This is a genomic window from Pseudomonas sp. DWP2-2 (assembly GCF_049897065.1).
GTDB classification, from domain to species: Bacteria; Pseudomonadota; Gammaproteobacteria; order Pseudomonadales; family Pseudomonadaceae; genus Aquipseudomonas; species Aquipseudomonas paracarnis.
In genome coordinates this window covers 340,325-354,187 of record NZ_JAFCVN010000002.1, presented here as the reverse complement: position 1 = coordinate 354,187, position 13,863 = coordinate 340,325, and the positions used below count along the sequence as shown (strand labels likewise).

The following is a 13,863-nucleotide window of genomic DNA, read 5'->3' as shown; positions in this document are numbered from 1 at the left end:
ACGCTCAGGGCGCCAGGCGCTCGCGGCACCATTGGCCGTCTTGCAAGCGGTAGTTGAGGCGATCATGCAGGCGGCTGGCGCGGCCTTGCCAGAACTCGATGCGCTCAGGCAGTAAACGGTACCCTCCCCAATGCTCGGGGCAATCGGGCTGGGTATCGCTGAAACGCTCTTCAGTGGCCTTGAGCAGCGCCTGCAGCTCTTCGCGATCACGAATGACTTTGCTCTGCGGAGAGGCCCAGGCACCCAGACGGCTGCCCAACGGGCGCACCTGATAATAAGCATCCGACTCTGCAGGCGTGACCTTGACCACGCGCCCTTCAATGCGTACCTGGCGCTCCAGGGTGGGCCAGAAGAAGGTCATGGCCGCAAACGGCCGCGCCGCGAGTTGTTCACCCTTGGCGCTCTGATAGTTGGTGAAGAAGGTAAAGCCCTGTGCATCCAGGCCCTTGAGCAGCAGGATGCGGCAGTGCGGGCGGCTGTCCTGATCCACTGTCGCCAGCGTCATGGCATTGGCCTCCACTGGCGGCTGTTCGGTTTTCACCGCATCAGCAAACCAATGGTGGAACAACGCAAACGGCTCGTCCGGGGCCTGGGCCTCGCTCAAACCGTCCCGTGTGTAGTCACGGCGCATATCGGCCAGTGCCTGGGTCATGCGGCTTTATCCTTGTGGTTCAACAGCTCAGTTCTTCGCCTGGTCGTTCGAAGCGGGTGCCGCCTTGGCTTTTGCCGTGGCAGGTTTCTTCGCAGCCGGCTTGGCCGCAGCCTTTTTAGCCACTGGCTTGGCCGCCGCTTTCTTGGCCGTGGCCTTTTTGGCAGGCGCTTTGGCCGCCGGTGCTGGCGCAGGCACATTCTGCACCGCGACCATTTCGGCTACGGGCGGGGTCTTGCCGGAGTTGTACTTGCTCAGCAGTGCCAACATCGTTGTACGCTGAGTGAACATGATTTCCATGCGACGGTTCAGCGCACGCCCCTGATTGCTGTCGTTGGCGGCACGCGGCATAAGGTCGCCCATGCCACGCAGCATCAAGCGATCCTGTTTCAAACCACTCAGGCTGAAAATCGAGGCAATGGACTGCGCACGTTCCTTGCTCAACGCCTGGCTGGCCGGGGCGCTGCCCGTGGCATCAACGTGGCCCAGCACCAGTACGGCGGTCTTCGGGTCAGCTTCGACGGCCTTGGCCACCCGCGTGAACGGGCCCAGGGTCACCGGCAGCAACATGGCCGGACGCTTCGGGTTGTAGGAGCCGTCTACCGGGGCAATCACCACCAGGGTGTTGTCACGGCGCTCCAGTTGCAGGTTGCTGTCCTTGATGGCGGCACGCAGGCGTGGTTCGTATTCGTCCAGCCAGGCTTGGGTGATCTTCGGGTCAGGCATTTGTACATTGGTCACATCGACCTTGGCCAATGGCTTTGGCTTGCTTTCGAACGGCCACCACCAGCGCGGCTCGCTGTCGGTCTTGGCGAGGACAGGTGCCGCGTCCGAGGCCGGGGTTGCCGCCTTGAGGTCGGCTTTCAGGTCGGCCTTGGCGTCGGCGGCTTTGTCTTCGGCACTCTTGGTGGAAAACGGCCACCAGCTGTAACCGGTGTCAGCTTTGGCGGCCGGGGCAGCGGCAGCAGCGGTGACAGGCTCAACAGGCTTGGCACCGGCGGCCGGCTTGGCGTCGGGTTTGGCATCCGACTTGGCGTCGGTCTGGGCCACTGGATCCTTGGTCGCGGTTTTGTCAGATCCAAATGACCACCAATGCCCACCTTCGGCATCATTTTGTGGAGTTTGTGCACAACCCGTAATAGTGAGGCACAGCGCCAGTGCCAAAGACTTGTTCGATAACATGAGATATCCACAAAATGAGAAAAAAACAGAGGGTCGCAGGACCCGTTAAACAGACGCTAAAAGAGCATTCAAGTTACAACATGTCGTTCAGCATCTTTTTTATACTTGCCTTTGTAACAAAAAATTGTGAAACAGCAAGGGGTTTATAGACAACCGGCCAATATTCCGACCAACTTCTGGGCCCGCGGGTCCATAAGTACGTAGGGCCCCAAGGTATTAGTCACAAAACCGAAGGCTACATCATGTTCAGGGTCGGCAAACCCGACTGAGCCCCCTGCCCCGGGATGCCCGAATGCACGTGGTCCGAGGCCGAACGTGGCATTGGGCAACTGCGGTTGATCCAACATGCAGCCCAGGCCGAAGCGGGTTTGGGTCAATAAGGTTTTATCCAGCCCGATACTGTGCTCGCGGGTCAATTGTTCGAGCATGTCGCTTTCCAGCAAACTACCGTCCAACAAACCACTATAAAACCCGGCCAGGCTGCGTGCATTACCGTGGCCATTCGCCGCAGGCTGCTGCATGCGTCGCCATTCAGGCTTATTAGTGCTGGTCAGAATAGACGGTGGATTGGCAAATGCACGGGTAGTCATCGCCGCCGGCTCGCGCATCATTACTTGAAGTAACCGTTGCGCGGCTTCATCCCCCATAGTGCCTTTGCTGCGCGCTATATGAGCGACGCGATAAAACTCTTCATCCGCCAGGCCTACATGGAAGTCCAACCCCAATGGCCGTGCCACCCGCGCCACGATCGACTCCCCCGGCCCGCGCCCGTCGGCGCGACGCAACAGTTCGCCAACCAGCCAGCCGTAGGTGATCGCCTCATAGCCGTGGCCCTGGCCCGGTGTCCACCACGGGGCTTCTGCCGCCAGGGTATCGACCATCAATTGCCAGTCGTACAACGCTTGGGTGGGCAGCATTTCGCGGATGGCGGGCAGCCCGGCCTGGTGGCAGAGCAACTGGCGCAGCGTGATCGCGTCCTTGCCAGCAGCGGCAAACTCCGGCCAGTACTCGGCTACCGGCGCATCGAGCTTGAGCTTGCCTTCGGCCACCAGTTGCAGGGCGGTCACTGCCGTGAAGGTCTTGGTGCAGGAGAACAGGTTGACGATGGTATCGCTGTGCCAGGCCTCGGCACCGTCCTTGTCGGCAGTACCGGCCCACAGGTCGACGACGGTTTGCCCGCCGATCTGGATGCACAGCCCGGCACCACGCTCCTGAGGATCATCGAACAGGGCGGCGAAGGCTTCGCGCACCGCTTCGAACTGCAGCTCGTAATGACCCTGAATCTGCACCTAAGTCCCCTCGGAAAACACCATGAAAAGTGGTCGCCATTCTTTCAGCCATTGTAGGTTTTGTGAACCCGTCAACGATGAATCAATGACCGTTTCCAGCGTGTCCACCGGCATGCCCAGCGCCCTGCCCCGCGCCTTTGCCGTCGCGCCCCGGCTTGCCCGCTTCACTTTCACGCATCGCTTGGGTGGCCTTGGCTTTTTGCGCCTCACGGCCCAACTGGTCGAGCGCGGCCAGGTTGCTCTTGCGCACCGTCTCGACAAAGCCCTGGAAGGATACATCGGTGATGCCGACCAGGCCGAAATGGCCGTTTTCACCATCCAGCAGACGCCCGGTTACCGGCTGGTCCAGGTACTGGAACCAGTGCACCCCGACAATCGACGGCTCGGCCACCGCCTGCTTGAGGAACGCGGAGTACGCCGCGCCGCGGTCCTCTTCGCGGGCCAGTTGCGTCACGCCGCCCCAGAACGGGCCGCGGTCGGCGGAGCCAAAGTTGAATTCGGTGATCAGTACCGGTTTGTCCAGCGCACGCAGGGCGGCGAAGTCGTAACCGTCCTGGGGTTTCAAGGTGTACATGTTGAAGCTCAGCACGTCGCAATACTGCGCACACGAAGCGACGGCCTCGGGCGTGCTCACCGCAAAACGGCCGCCCAGCAACAGCTGGTTGGGCGCGTGCCACTTCAGCGAGTCGGAAATGGTCTTGAAGTAAGCATCGGCGAAGGTCTTCTGGAAATACTTGAAGTCGGCTTCGATTTCCGGGTGTTCAGGGCTGGGCATCGGCGGCTCGAAGCCTGGGTCTTCCATCAGTTCCCAACCAGCCAGTTGAATACCCCAGGCTTTGGAAAGGCCCTCTTCATTGCGATATTTATCGCGCAGTTGCTTAAGGAAGGCGCGCTTGGCCGGCACGTCGGTGGTCATGCGCAGGGTGCCGTAGGCCAGGGCGTAGCGAGATTTTGCATCCTCGCCAGGACCGGCCCAGGCCAGTTCGTTGTCGGCAAAGAAACCGATCAGCCAAGGATCGTCACGGTGATCGCGTGCGGCAATAGCCACTGCGCGCTCGGTGGCCATGGCAAAGCGCGGGTCGAAGGGGTCGGGCATGCCGCCCCACCAGTCGGTGCCGGTGCTGATGCTGGCATAGTCACCGACAATCGACAGCGGCAAGGTGTACGGCACGCGGTCGGCAGTGGCCAGGTCCGGATCGCTCCAGTTGCCGACGGTGTTGAAGCCCCAGGCTTGCAGGCGATCGAGGGTGTGGGTCACCCAGCGTGGCTGGTCCAACGCGTCCCCGCCGTAAGTACGTTGCAGGTTGGCGCCATAGAAATCGTACCAACGCCCGGAGCCAAAACCGCGGCCTTCACCGGCGCCGTTGCCGGTGCGGCTGTCGTCGCTGCCGTAGTACTTGTCAAAGGGTTCGCCGGCCTTGGGCAGCGCCGCGAACATCCACTCGCGCCCCGCCACATAGGTCTGGCTGTTGTCCGGCGCCACGGTGTTCACCCCCAGCGAGTAGAACGGATGCCCCTGCGGCGTCACCAGGTACCAGCGGCCGTCGCGCTTCTGAGTGCGAAAAAAACCGCTGGCGTCGAAGGCCGGGCCCTTCTTCCAGCCACCGTATTGATCCAGGGAGGACTTGTCCCGCTCGGCCAGCCAGGTCTTGAGCTGCTGTTGTTCCTTGGCGGCCGATGCCTTGAGTTGCTCGTCGCTGCTGACCTTCTCCGGCCAGCGTGCGCGGTTGGATTGGCCATAGGCATCCACCAGTTCAGTGTAGGCAGCCTTCAATACCGGCTCGCTGTCCTGCACGCCAAAGCGCTCCAGCAGGATACTTTGAGCGGCATTGGGCTTGAGCATCGACAGGGTCACCGAGACGACCTGGCTGCGGTCGATTTCTCCGGCGCTGGCGGCCAGCAACACCCGCTGGCCATCCACGGTCATCGGCATCGGCGGGCCGGCCTTCATGCCCTGGCTCAGCGGTGAGTTGGCTTGCAGCGGGACAAGCAGCGTCTGGGCCGGGCCGGCAGGCAGGTCGATGCGGCTGACGAGCGTCTTGCCGTCGGCGCTCTGCACCTTGACGTAAAGGGTCAGTGCCCAGTTCATCGCGCTCTGGATACGCAGGCTCATGGCGCTCGATTGCGACCAGTCCCACGTCCCCGTCTGCGGGCTGAGCACCAGGCTCGGCTCGGCCGCTGGGTTGAAGGTGATGCGGCGCAGCACCTCGCCTTCGGGCGTTTGTTCGGCATTGTATTGCGGCAGGCTGGCGTCCTGGGTCGCCACCTTGACCACATCGGCCGGCCGGACGAAGTTGAACAGCGTTTGTTGCCCCTCGGGCGCCGCCATCAACGGCGCAGCGAACAGCAGGGCAAAAAGAGCGGGCAGCGTGCGAATCATACGAACAAGGTTCTCCCAAACGGCCGATGACTGGCCTGATGATAGTGATGAGATAGACCACAGAGTGGGCGAATCCGCCCACGGTGGCTTAAGAAATTTCGCGCCTGAACGGCGGCAATGCATTGAGGATCGCCTTGCCATAGCGCTGGGTAACCAGGCGACGGTCGAGCAAGGTGATGGTGCCGCGGTCTTCTTCGGTACGCAGCAGACGCCCGCAGGCCTGCACCAGCTTCAGTGAAGCATCCGGCACCGAGATTTCCATGAACGGGTTGCCGCCCCGGGCTTCGATCCATTCGGCCAGTGCGGCCTCGACCGGGTCATCCGGCACCGAGAACGGGATTTTGGCGATCACCACGTGTTCGCAGTAGGCACCGGGCAAGTCCACGCCTTCGGCAAAGCTGGCCAGGCCGAACAACACACTGGAATCCCCACCGTCGACCCGCGCTTTGTGCTTGTTCAGGGTTTCCTGCTTGGACAGGTTGCCCTGGATAAACACTTGCTTGCGCCAGTCGCGGTCGAGGCCATCGAACACGTCCTGCATCTGTTTGCGCGACGAGAACAGCACCAGGGTGCCGCGGGAGCCTTCCACCAACGACGGCAGATCGCGAATGATCGCCGCCGTGTGCGCCGCCGCATCCCGTGGGTCGGCCTTGAGGTCCGGCACCCGAAGCACGCCGGCGTCAGCGTGATGAAACGGGCTGGGCACCACGGCGGTGACGGCCTTTTTCGGCAGGCCGGCGCGCATGCGGAAGCGGTCAAAGGTGCCCAGGGCCGTCAGCGTGGCCGAGGTTACCAGGCAGCCGTAGGCGACGTTCCACAGGTTGCGGCGCAGCATTTCAGCGGCGAGGATCGGACTGGCGTTGACCTCGATATCGAACAGCGCACCGCTTTCCGACAACGTCAGCCAACGGGCCATGGGCGGGTTGTCTTCCGGGTCTTCGACGGTGAAGGCGGTCCACAGCTCCCAATTGCCTTGGGAACGAGACAGCAAACTGCCGAACAAGGGGTACCACTCTTCGGCCTGGTTGCTGGCGATGCCGATATTGACCTCGCCATCCATGCCTTCCTTGAGCAAGTCCGTCAGGCGCGTGAACAGGTCGGTGAGGCGTGAAAAGCCTTTCTTCAGCTCGATGCCCATTTCGCGCATGTGCTCGGGAATCATCCCGCCGACAAAACGGTGACGCGGGCGCTCTCGGCCTTCGACGTCTTCACCGGGCTTGAAGTCCGCCACCTGCTCGCAGGCGCTGAACATGAACTGCTGCTGGGTCTTGATCTCGCGCGCCAGCTCCGGCACTTGCTCGATCAACTTGCCCAGGTCGCCGGGCAACGGGTGCTGGGCCAGTAACTTGGTGAGGTTCTTGGCAGTGGTTTCCAGCCAGTCGGCCGTGGAGCGCAAGCGGGTGTAATGGGCGAAATGGCCAATGGCCTTGTCTGGCAGGTGGTGGCCTTCGTCGAACACATAGAGGGTGTCGCGTGGGTCGGGCAGTACCGCACCGCCACCCAGGGCCAGGTCAGCCAATACCATATCGTGGTTGGTGACGATGACATCTACCTTGCCCATGCCTTCGCGCGCCTTGTAGAAGGCGCACTGGCCGAAGTTAGGGCAATGGCGGTTGGTGCATTGGCTGTGGTCGGTGGTCAGGCGCGCCCAGTCTGAATCTTCCAGGGCGGTGGGCCAGCTGTCGCGGTCGCCGTCCCATTTGTTGCCGGCCAGCTTCTCGATCATGCTGGTAAACAGCTTCTGGCTGGCCTCATCCACCTCGATCTTGAAGCCTTCTTCTTCGAACAAGGAGGCAGTGGCGGTTTGGGCGTGGCCTTCCTGCAGCAATACGTCGAGCTTGGACAGGCACATATAGCGGCCACGGCCCTTGGCCAGGGCGAAGGTAAAGCTCAAGCCGCTGTTGCGCATCAGGTCGGGCAAGTCTTTGTAGACAATCTGCTCTTGCAGCGCGACGGTAGCGGTGGCAATCACCAATCGCTTGCCAGCAGCCTTGGCCGTAGGGATCGCGGCCAAGCTGTAGGCCACGGTCTTGCCGGTACCGGTACCGGCCTCGACGGCCACTACCGCAGGCTCACCCTCGCGGCGGCCTTCGTCGTCGGTGTCGATATCCCCGAGGACTTTTGCCACTTCGGCGATCATCAGGCGTTGGCCGTAGCGCGGTTTCAAGCTCTTGGCTTCGAGAAAACGCGAATAGGCGCCCTGGATCGTGGTTTTGAGTTCAGTGCTGATCATGGATAGTCGGGCGCAAAAAACGCTGGATAAATTTTCAGTGGTTCGGATCGGCCGCTATCATACCCCGCTAATTAATCCCGCGCAGAACGGAGTACCACAATGACCGCGTTTAGCCTCGCTTATACCCTGCATGTACTGGCCGCCTTGATCTGGGTCGGCGGCATGTTTTTCGCCTGGATGATCCTGCGCCCCGCCGCCGTGGCGGCGCTTGACGGCCCTGCCCGGCTCAAGCTGTGGGCAAATGTGTTTCAACGTTTTTTTGTGTGGGTGTGGGTGGCGGTGGTGCTTTTACCGATCAGCGGCATTGGTTTGCTGCAACTGCGCTTCAGTGGTTTTGAGACCGCGCCGCGTTATGTGCAGGTGATGATGGGGTTGTATCTGGTGATGACGGCGTTGTTTATCCGCATCCAGGCCTTGAAGTTCCCGGAGCTGAAGGCGGCGGTGGCGGCTGAGGATTGGCCGGCGGGCGCGGCTGCGCTGGGGCAGATTCGCAGGTTGGTGGGGATTAATTTGATCGTGGGGTTGGTGGTGGTGGCGGTGGCTTCGGCTCGGCCGATGTTCTGAGCTGTTGGCTTGCCCTAACGCGTGTAGGAGCGAGCTTGCTCGCGAAAAACTCACAGACGCCGCGTTTATTCAGGAAGCACGCGTTATCGTTGACGTTTTTCGCGAGCAAGCTGGCTCTTACAGCCGCTGGATGGTCACAGACCCCGCAGGCCCAGCCGGCCCCGGTTGCCCCTCCAACCCTGGTCGGCCCTTTTCGCCGCCGTCCGCGCGGTACACCAGGCAGCCCTTGGACTGCCCGCCCTTGCCGGGTTTACCTGCAACACCCGCCAGGCCTCCAGCCCCGCCATCGACCCAGACCTTGATCTGTTCAGCCGGGAATTCCTGTGGCAACTCCAGGCGTACCTGGGCGCCCGCTGCCCCTGGCCGGCCATCGCCGCCGTTATCGCCATTAAAGCCGCGCCCGGCTGAACCCCAGGTGCAACCCGGGTCCACGCCGTTGGCACCGTCCAGGCCCGCATATCCTTGGGCTCCAGCGCCACCACGGGCATCCACCGACAGCGCTTCGGCAGTCAGCGAGTTAATGCGCAAGGTCAGATCACGTCCAGCCTTGGCGGGTTTTTCGTGGGTGCCGGGGGCGCCCCGTGAGGTGATCTGGCTACCGTGCTCCAACTGCGCCTCGCGTACCTGCATTTGCAAGGCGGTATTGCCAGGCACAATGGTGATGCGTGCGTCGCGCCCCAAGTGCAGCTCATCCACCGTGACCTGGCTGATGGTGGCCGGAATCAGCAAGGTGCCGTAGTCCGCCACGTCCAGGCGCTCGAGCTGCAACACGCTGGTACTGCTGGGCAAGCGCATCAACGAATTGGTTTCGACACTGACGCTCTGGGCCAGGGCAACGGGGCTGACCAACAGGGCCAACAGAAAAACCTTACGCATCATGGGGCTCCTGAGTGTTTTCAAATTTTTCTTTGAGCGCACAGTAACGACTTCTACCGGCGATTTGCCAGTGAAGGATCAAAAAACTTCAATTCCACCTCGGTGGGTATCGACCGCCGCGCTCTAGGCCCACGCGCCCAGCCGCGCTAGTCTCTACGGTCTTGATGCGAGGATCTGCAATGACCGCTGGAATTTCTGCCCGTACGCCCCAACAAGCCTTGGCGGCCCTGCTGGACCTTCACAGGCCAAAACACCTGTTGTTAGTGGGCGCCAGCCAATTTCCGGCGCTGGATGCCTTCCGGGCTGCGCACGCGGATACCGAGGTGTTCTATGCCGCGCCAGGACCGTTGCCGGAAGACCTCGCCGTGCAGCGCTTTGACCTCGCGTTGGTGGTCGACTGCCTGGAGCACCTGTCCAAACCCCAAGGCCTGACCCTGCTCGGAGGCATCCGTAACCTCAACGCCAGCCGCATTGCCGTGCTGGTCGACCTGGGTGCCTGCGACTGGAAGGACACCGACTTTTTTTCCCTGGCCCTGCAAGCCGGCGAACGCTTCCAACGCGATGATCAGGTGCTGACGCTGTTTACCTATGATCTGCTTGACTATAAACAGGTGCCGGACTGGCTCAACGCCCGCTTCTGGGCCAACCCGGAAAACTTCGGAAAGTATTGGTGGTAACCCGATGAGTACATCCATTTGCCCGTGCGGCAGCGGCAATCTGCTGGATGCCTGCTGCGGCCATTATCACGCCGGCCACCCGGCCCCCTGCGCCAGCGCGTTGATGCGCTCGCGCTACAGCGCCTATGTGCTGGGCCTAGTCGATTACCTGGTCGCCACTACGCTGCCTGCGCAACAGGCTGGCCTGGACCGCGACGCCATTGCCGCCTGGAGTGCCCAGAGCACCTGGCTGGGCCTGGAGGTGGAAAGCTCCGAGGTATTCGGCGGCCAGCCTGAGCACGCCTTTGTCACCTTTACCGCGCGCTGGCATGACGCTGCCGGTGAACATAGTCACCGCGAGCAGTCTTCTTTCGTACAGAATGAAGGGCGCTGGTACTTCATCGATCCTACGGTAGAAGTGAAGGCCGGACGTAACGATGCCTGTTTGTGTGGCAGCGGGCAGAAATTCAAGAAGTGCTGTTCCAGCTACTTCTAATCACTCGACGGGGATAGCGCCATGCTTCGAATGTATAGCTTGATGCTGGCGTTGACCCTGGGCCTGACCGGCTGCGCGTCCTGGTTCGAAGACGACGCGCCGCCCCCCCACGTTTCCCTGGTCAAGGTCGAAGTGGTGCGGGCCAAGCTGCTGGAACAGAAATTCAAGCTGTACTTTCGCGTGGACAACCGCGACGACGCCGACCTGACCGTGCGCGGCCTGGTCTACAAGGTCAGCCTGGGCAATCTGGTGTTGACCGAAGGCGAGTCCAACGAGTGGCTGACCGTACCGCCACGCGGTCATAAATTCTTCAAGGTCTCGGTGCGCACCAACCTCTGGCCACAGGTGCGTGAGGTGGTGCAGATGCTGAAAAATCCCGACCGGCCCGTGCCTTATCGTTTAGAAGGCGAACTGAAAACCGGATTATTCATCGGTAATGACGTGCAGGTGGCACACAATGGCGAGATAATCCCCGGCGATTTTATTCCGGAGCAACATCGATGACACAGCAACCTCATGTCCATGGTCCTGACTGCAACCACGATCATGATCATCATGATCACGACCACGGCCATGTCCACGGCCCGAACTGCGGCCACGCTCACCAGGAGCCGGTGCGCAATGCGTTGAAGGACGTAGGCCGCAACGATCCTTGCCCGTGCGGCAGCGAGAAGAAATTCAAGAAGTGCCACGGTGCTTAAACCGCACGGGTAGGAGCGAGCTTGCTCGCGAAAAACGTCAACGATAGCGCGCGTTTTCTGAGTAAACGCGGCGCCTATGGGTTTCTCGCGAGCAAGCTCGCTCCTACAAAACCTTAAGCCACCTCGATTGGTGGCTGTTTCAAGTTCTCACGCAATTGCCAAAACTCCCGCTTGCGTCGTTTCGCCGCGCTCACTAACGTAGCGCCTTTACTGACGCTACCCCCGCAGGAGCTTTGCCATGGCCTCGCCAGCCCTCTTATATTTTCTTCCCCGGTTCGGCGTTGCCGCGGCAGTGGTCAGTGCCTTGGGCCTGGCCGGTTGCCAGCTCCAGAACACCCAGGACACCCTGCCGCCCGTTGCCGGCGTGCAGCCAATCAAGGGCCTGGCACAGAATGTGTCGGTGCGCCGCAATGCCCAAGGCATGCCGCTGATCGAAAGCAACACCTTCCACGACGCTTTGTTCAGCCTCGGTTACGTACACGCCAGCGACCGCATCACCCAGATGGTCACCCTGCGCCTGCTAGCCCAGGGCCGTCTGGCGGAAATGTCGGGGCCGCAAGTGCTGGACGTCGACCGTTTTATGCGGGCGGTCAACCTCAAGAAAAGCGCTGGCGAGTTGTACAACGCTTCATCGCCGCGCCTCAAACGCTTCTTTGAAGTGTATGCCCGAGGCGTCAACGCCTACCTGTTCCGTTATCGCGACAAGTTGCCGACGGACCTGGCCCAGAGCGGCTACAAGCCCGAGTACTGGAAGCCGGAAGATTCGGCGCTGCTGTTCTGCCTGCTCAACTTCAGCCAGTCGAGCAATCTGCAGGAGGAGCTTTCGTCCCTGATGCTGGCGCAAAAGGTCGGCGTCGACAAACTCGCCTGGCTCACCCCAAGCGCACCGGACGAACCCGTCCCGCTGGCCGAAGCCGACAAGCTCAAAGGCGTCAACCTGAACCAGATCACCGGCCTCGCCGGGCTGGAGACGGTGGGCCAGCAATTGCGCGGCCTCAATGCCCTGGGCGTCACCACCTCAAGCAACTGGGCCATTGGCCCACAACGCAGCCGCAGCGGCAAAAGCCTGTTGGCCAACGATATCGCCGCGCAGCCACAAGCACCGTCGCCGTGGAACTACGTGCAGATTCGTGCGCCCAAATACCAGGCCGTCGGTGCTTCGATTGCCGGCCTGCCGACCCTGCTGGCGGGTTTCAACGGCAAAGTGGCGTGGAGCATGAGCGCGGTCAAGGGCGACACCCAGGACCTGTTCCTGGAGAAGGTCAAACGCCAGGGCAGTGCGCTGTACTACGAGAACAACGGCAAATGGCTGCCGGCCGGCGTGCGCAACGAAACCTTCTTCATCAAGGGCCAGCGCTCGATTCGCGAAGTGGTGTACGAAACCCGCCACGGCGCTCTGCTCAACAGCAGCCAGGCGCTCACCAGCGGTCTTGGCCTGGCCTTGCAAACCGCCGACTTCAAGGACGACAAGAGCCTGGATGCGTTCTTCGACCTGTCCCGCGCACAAAACGCCGGCAAGGCCTCGGATGCTACCCGCGAGATTCGCGCCATCGCCCTGAACATGATCTTCGCCGACGCCAGCAACATCGGCTGGCAGGTCACCGGCCGTTTCCCCAACCGCCGCGAAGGCGAAGGCCTGTTGCCATCGCCGGGCTGGGACACGCGCTTTGACTGGGACGGCTACGCCGACGCGATGCTGCACCCGTACGATCAGGACCCGGCCCAAGGCTGGATCGGCACCGCCAACCAGCGTACCGCGCCGCGTGGCTACGGCATGCAACTGTCCAACGCCTGGGATGCACCGGAGCGCAGCGAGCGCCTGGCGCAACTGGCCAACGCCGGCAAGCATGACAGCCGCAGCCTGATCGCCATGCAATACGACCAGACCACCCTCTTCGCCGCCAAGCTCAAGAACATGTTCCAGGCACCCGGCATGGCCCAGCCGCTCAAACAGGCCATCGAGGCCCTGCCGACAGCGGAACGTGCCAAGGCCCGCGAAGCACTGGAGCGCCTGATGACCTTCGATGGTCGGCTGGCAACCACCTCGGCTGACGCGGCAATCTACGAACTGTTCCTGCAGGAAAGCGCCCGGCAGATCTTCCTGGACAAACTCGGCCCGGAAAACAGCGCCAGTTGGAAAGCCTTCGTCAGCAACGCCAGCCTGTCCTACTCGGCCATCGCCGACCACCTGCTGGGCCGTGAAGACAGCCCATTCTGGGATGACACGCGTACACCGCAAAAAGAAGACAAACCCGCGATCCTGGCCCGCACCCTGGCCGCCGCCATCACTACTGGCGACAGTCAATTGGGCGCCGACCACAAGGCCTGGCAGTGGGGCAAGCTGCACAGCACCACATGGAAAAACAGCAGCGGCCAGGTCATCCGCGGCCCCTTTGCCAGCGGTGGCGACCACAACACCTTGAACCCGGCGCCGTATAGCTGGGGCCAGGATTTCAACGCGACCCAGGTGTCGGCGCTGCGCATGATCATCGACTTCGGCCAAGTGGAACCGATGATGGGCCAGGGCGGCATCGGCCAATCCGGCAACCCGGCCAGCCCCAACTATGTCAATGGCATCGACCCCTCGCTGAAGGCGCAATACCTGAGCTTTCCGATGCAGCCGCAGAACTTTGAAAAGGTGTATGGCAAGACAAGGTTGACCCTGACGCCTGGTAAGTAACCGGGCTTCCTTGACGAAACCGGATAACGCTGTGGGAGCTGGCTTGCCTGCGATAGCAGCCGAAGGTAACCACGATGCGAAGCGAGTCGCTCTTGATCTGCTTGTGATCTTGATCTCAGGCGCCCCGTTAAACCACGCTGGCCGGAATTCGACAGTG

At 61.7% G+C, this 13,863-nt stretch carries 12 protein-coding genes; 6 read left to right on the top strand and 6 right to left on the bottom strand.

Annotated elements, in window-relative coordinates:
• Window positions 1-4: 4 nt before the first annotated feature.
• From pdxH to dinG, 5 genes are all read right to left on the bottom strand, one after another.
• Window positions 5-652: a pyridoxamine 5'-phosphate oxidase gene (pdxH, locus tag ACP7CZ_RS05585; RefSeq protein WP_294191868.1), complete on the bottom strand. Its 648-nt coding sequence runs from the start codon at window positions 650-652 to the stop codon at window positions 5-7.
• A gap of 27 nt (window positions 653-679) precedes the next feature.
• Window positions 680-1,831, bottom strand: coding sequence for an OmpA family protein (locus tag ACP7CZ_RS05580; RefSeq protein WP_082423425.1), 1,152 nt, complete (start codon window positions 1,829-1,831; stop codon window positions 680-682).
• A 143-nt stretch (window positions 1,832-1,974) separates the two neighbouring features.
• Window positions 1,975-3,120, bottom strand: a complete 1,146-nt coding sequence (locus ACP7CZ_RS05575; protein ID WP_127881185.1) for a serine hydrolase domain-containing protein — start codon at window positions 3,118-3,120, stop codon at window positions 1,975-1,977.
• Between the two features lie 82 nt (window positions 3,121-3,202).
• The gene (locus ACP7CZ_RS05570; RefSeq protein WP_294191860.1) at window positions 3,203-5,500 is read right to left on the bottom strand and encodes a beta-galactosidase; all 2,298 of its coding nucleotides are present in this window, start codon (window positions 5,498-5,500) and stop codon (window positions 3,203-3,205) included.
• 88 nt (window positions 5,501-5,588) lie between these two features.
• A complete protein-coding gene (dinG, locus tag ACP7CZ_RS05565; RefSeq protein WP_014717263.1) occupies window positions 5,589-7,733 on the bottom strand; it encodes an ATP-dependent DNA helicase DinG in 2,145 nt (714 codons plus the stop codon).
• A 99-nt stretch (window positions 7,734-7,832) separates the two neighbouring features.
• Here dinG and ACP7CZ_RS05560 point away from each other — a divergent pair, with 99 nt between their 5' ends.
• Window positions 7,833-8,297, top strand: coding sequence for a CopD family protein (locus tag ACP7CZ_RS05560; protein ID WP_294191855.1), 465 nt, complete (start codon window positions 7,833-7,835; stop codon window positions 8,295-8,297).
• A 117-nt stretch (window positions 8,298-8,414) separates the two neighbouring features.
• On the opposite strand, the gene ACP7CZ_RS05555 is transcribed toward ACP7CZ_RS05560, so the two are convergent.
• The gene (locus ACP7CZ_RS05555; protein ID WP_034125938.1) at window positions 8,415-9,173 is read right to left on the bottom strand and encodes a hypothetical protein; all 759 of its coding nucleotides are present in this window, start codon (window positions 9,171-9,173) and stop codon (window positions 8,415-8,417) included.
• Between the two features lie 179 nt (window positions 9,174-9,352).
• On the opposite strand from ACP7CZ_RS05555, the gene ACP7CZ_RS05550 reads away from it, so the two are divergent.
• The 5 genes from ACP7CZ_RS05550 to ACP7CZ_RS05530 all read left to right on the top strand — a co-directional run bounded on the left by ACP7CZ_RS05550 (window position 9,353) and on the right by ACP7CZ_RS05530 (window position 13,706).
• Window positions 9,353-9,850 carry a DUF6231 family protein gene (locus tag ACP7CZ_RS05550; RefSeq protein ID WP_070415492.1) on the top strand — a complete coding sequence of 166 codons (498 nt, stop codon included), beginning with the start codon at window positions 9,353-9,355 and terminating at the stop codon, window positions 9,848-9,850.
• A 4-nt stretch (window positions 9,851-9,854) separates the two neighbouring features.
• Window positions 9,855-10,325 carry a YchJ family protein gene (locus ACP7CZ_RS05545; RefSeq protein WP_034125936.1) on the top strand — a complete coding sequence of 157 codons (471 nt, stop codon included), beginning with the start codon at window positions 9,855-9,857 and terminating at the stop codon, window positions 10,323-10,325.
• 21 nt (window positions 10,326-10,346) lie between these two features.
• Complete coding sequence (locus ACP7CZ_RS05540; protein ID WP_054897983.1) at window positions 10,347-10,829, top strand: LEA type 2 family protein; 483 nt, start codon at window positions 10,347-10,349, stop codon at window positions 10,827-10,829.
• Window positions 10,826-11,026, top strand: a complete 201-nt coding sequence (locus tag ACP7CZ_RS05535; protein ID WP_003189235.1) for an SEC-C metal-binding domain-containing protein — start codon at window positions 10,826-10,828, stop codon at window positions 11,024-11,026. The genes ACP7CZ_RS05540 and ACP7CZ_RS05535 overlap by 4 nt, the downstream gene beginning before the upstream one ends.
• A gap of 238 nt (window positions 11,027-11,264) precedes the next feature.
• A complete protein-coding gene (locus ACP7CZ_RS05530) occupies window positions 11,265-13,706 on the top strand; it encodes a penicillin acylase family protein (protein ID WP_294191842.1) in 2,442 nt (813 codons plus the stop codon).
• Window positions 13,707-13,863: the final 157 nt, after the last annotated feature.

Bases quoted from the DNA above. Each gene is read 5' to 3' on its own strand.
- pdxH (WP_294191868.1), bottom strand. From the start codon at position 652: ATGACCCAGGCACTGGCCGATATGCGCCGTGACTACACACGGGACGGT.
- ACP7CZ_RS05580 (WP_082423425.1), bottom strand. From the start codon at position 1,831: ATGTTATCGAACAAGTCTTTGGCACTGGCGCTGTGCCTCACTATTACG.
- ACP7CZ_RS05570 (WP_294191860.1), bottom strand. From the start codon at position 5,500: ATGATTCGCACGCTGCCCGCTCTTTTTGCCCTGCTGTTCGCTGCGCCG.
- dinG (WP_014717263.1), bottom strand. From the start codon at position 7,733: ATGATCAGCACTGAACTCAAAACCACGATCCAGGGCGCCTATTCGCGT.
- ACP7CZ_RS05560 (WP_294191855.1), top strand. From the start codon at position 7,833: ATGACCGCGTTTAGCCTCGCTTATACCCTGCATGTACTGGCCGCCTTG.
- ACP7CZ_RS05555 (WP_034125938.1), bottom strand. From the start codon at position 9,173: ATGCGTAAGGTTTTTCTGTTGGCCCTGTTGGTCAGCCCCGTTGCCCTG.
- ACP7CZ_RS05550 (WP_070415492.1), top strand. From the start codon at position 9,353: ATGACCGCTGGAATTTCTGCCCGTACGCCCCAACAAGCCTTGGCGGCC.
- ACP7CZ_RS05545 (WP_034125936.1), top strand. From the start codon at position 9,855: ATGAGTACATCCATTTGCCCGTGCGGCAGCGGCAATCTGCTGGATGCC.
- ACP7CZ_RS05540 (WP_054897983.1), top strand. From the start codon at position 10,347: ATGCTTCGAATGTATAGCTTGATGCTGGCGTTGACCCTGGGCCTGACC.
- ACP7CZ_RS05535 (WP_003189235.1), top strand. From the start codon at position 10,826: ATGACACAGCAACCTCATGTCCATGGTCCTGACTGCAACCACGATCAT.
- ACP7CZ_RS05530 (WP_294191842.1), top strand. From the start codon at position 11,265: ATGGCCTCGCCAGCCCTCTTATATTTTCTTCCCCGGTTCGGCGTTGCC.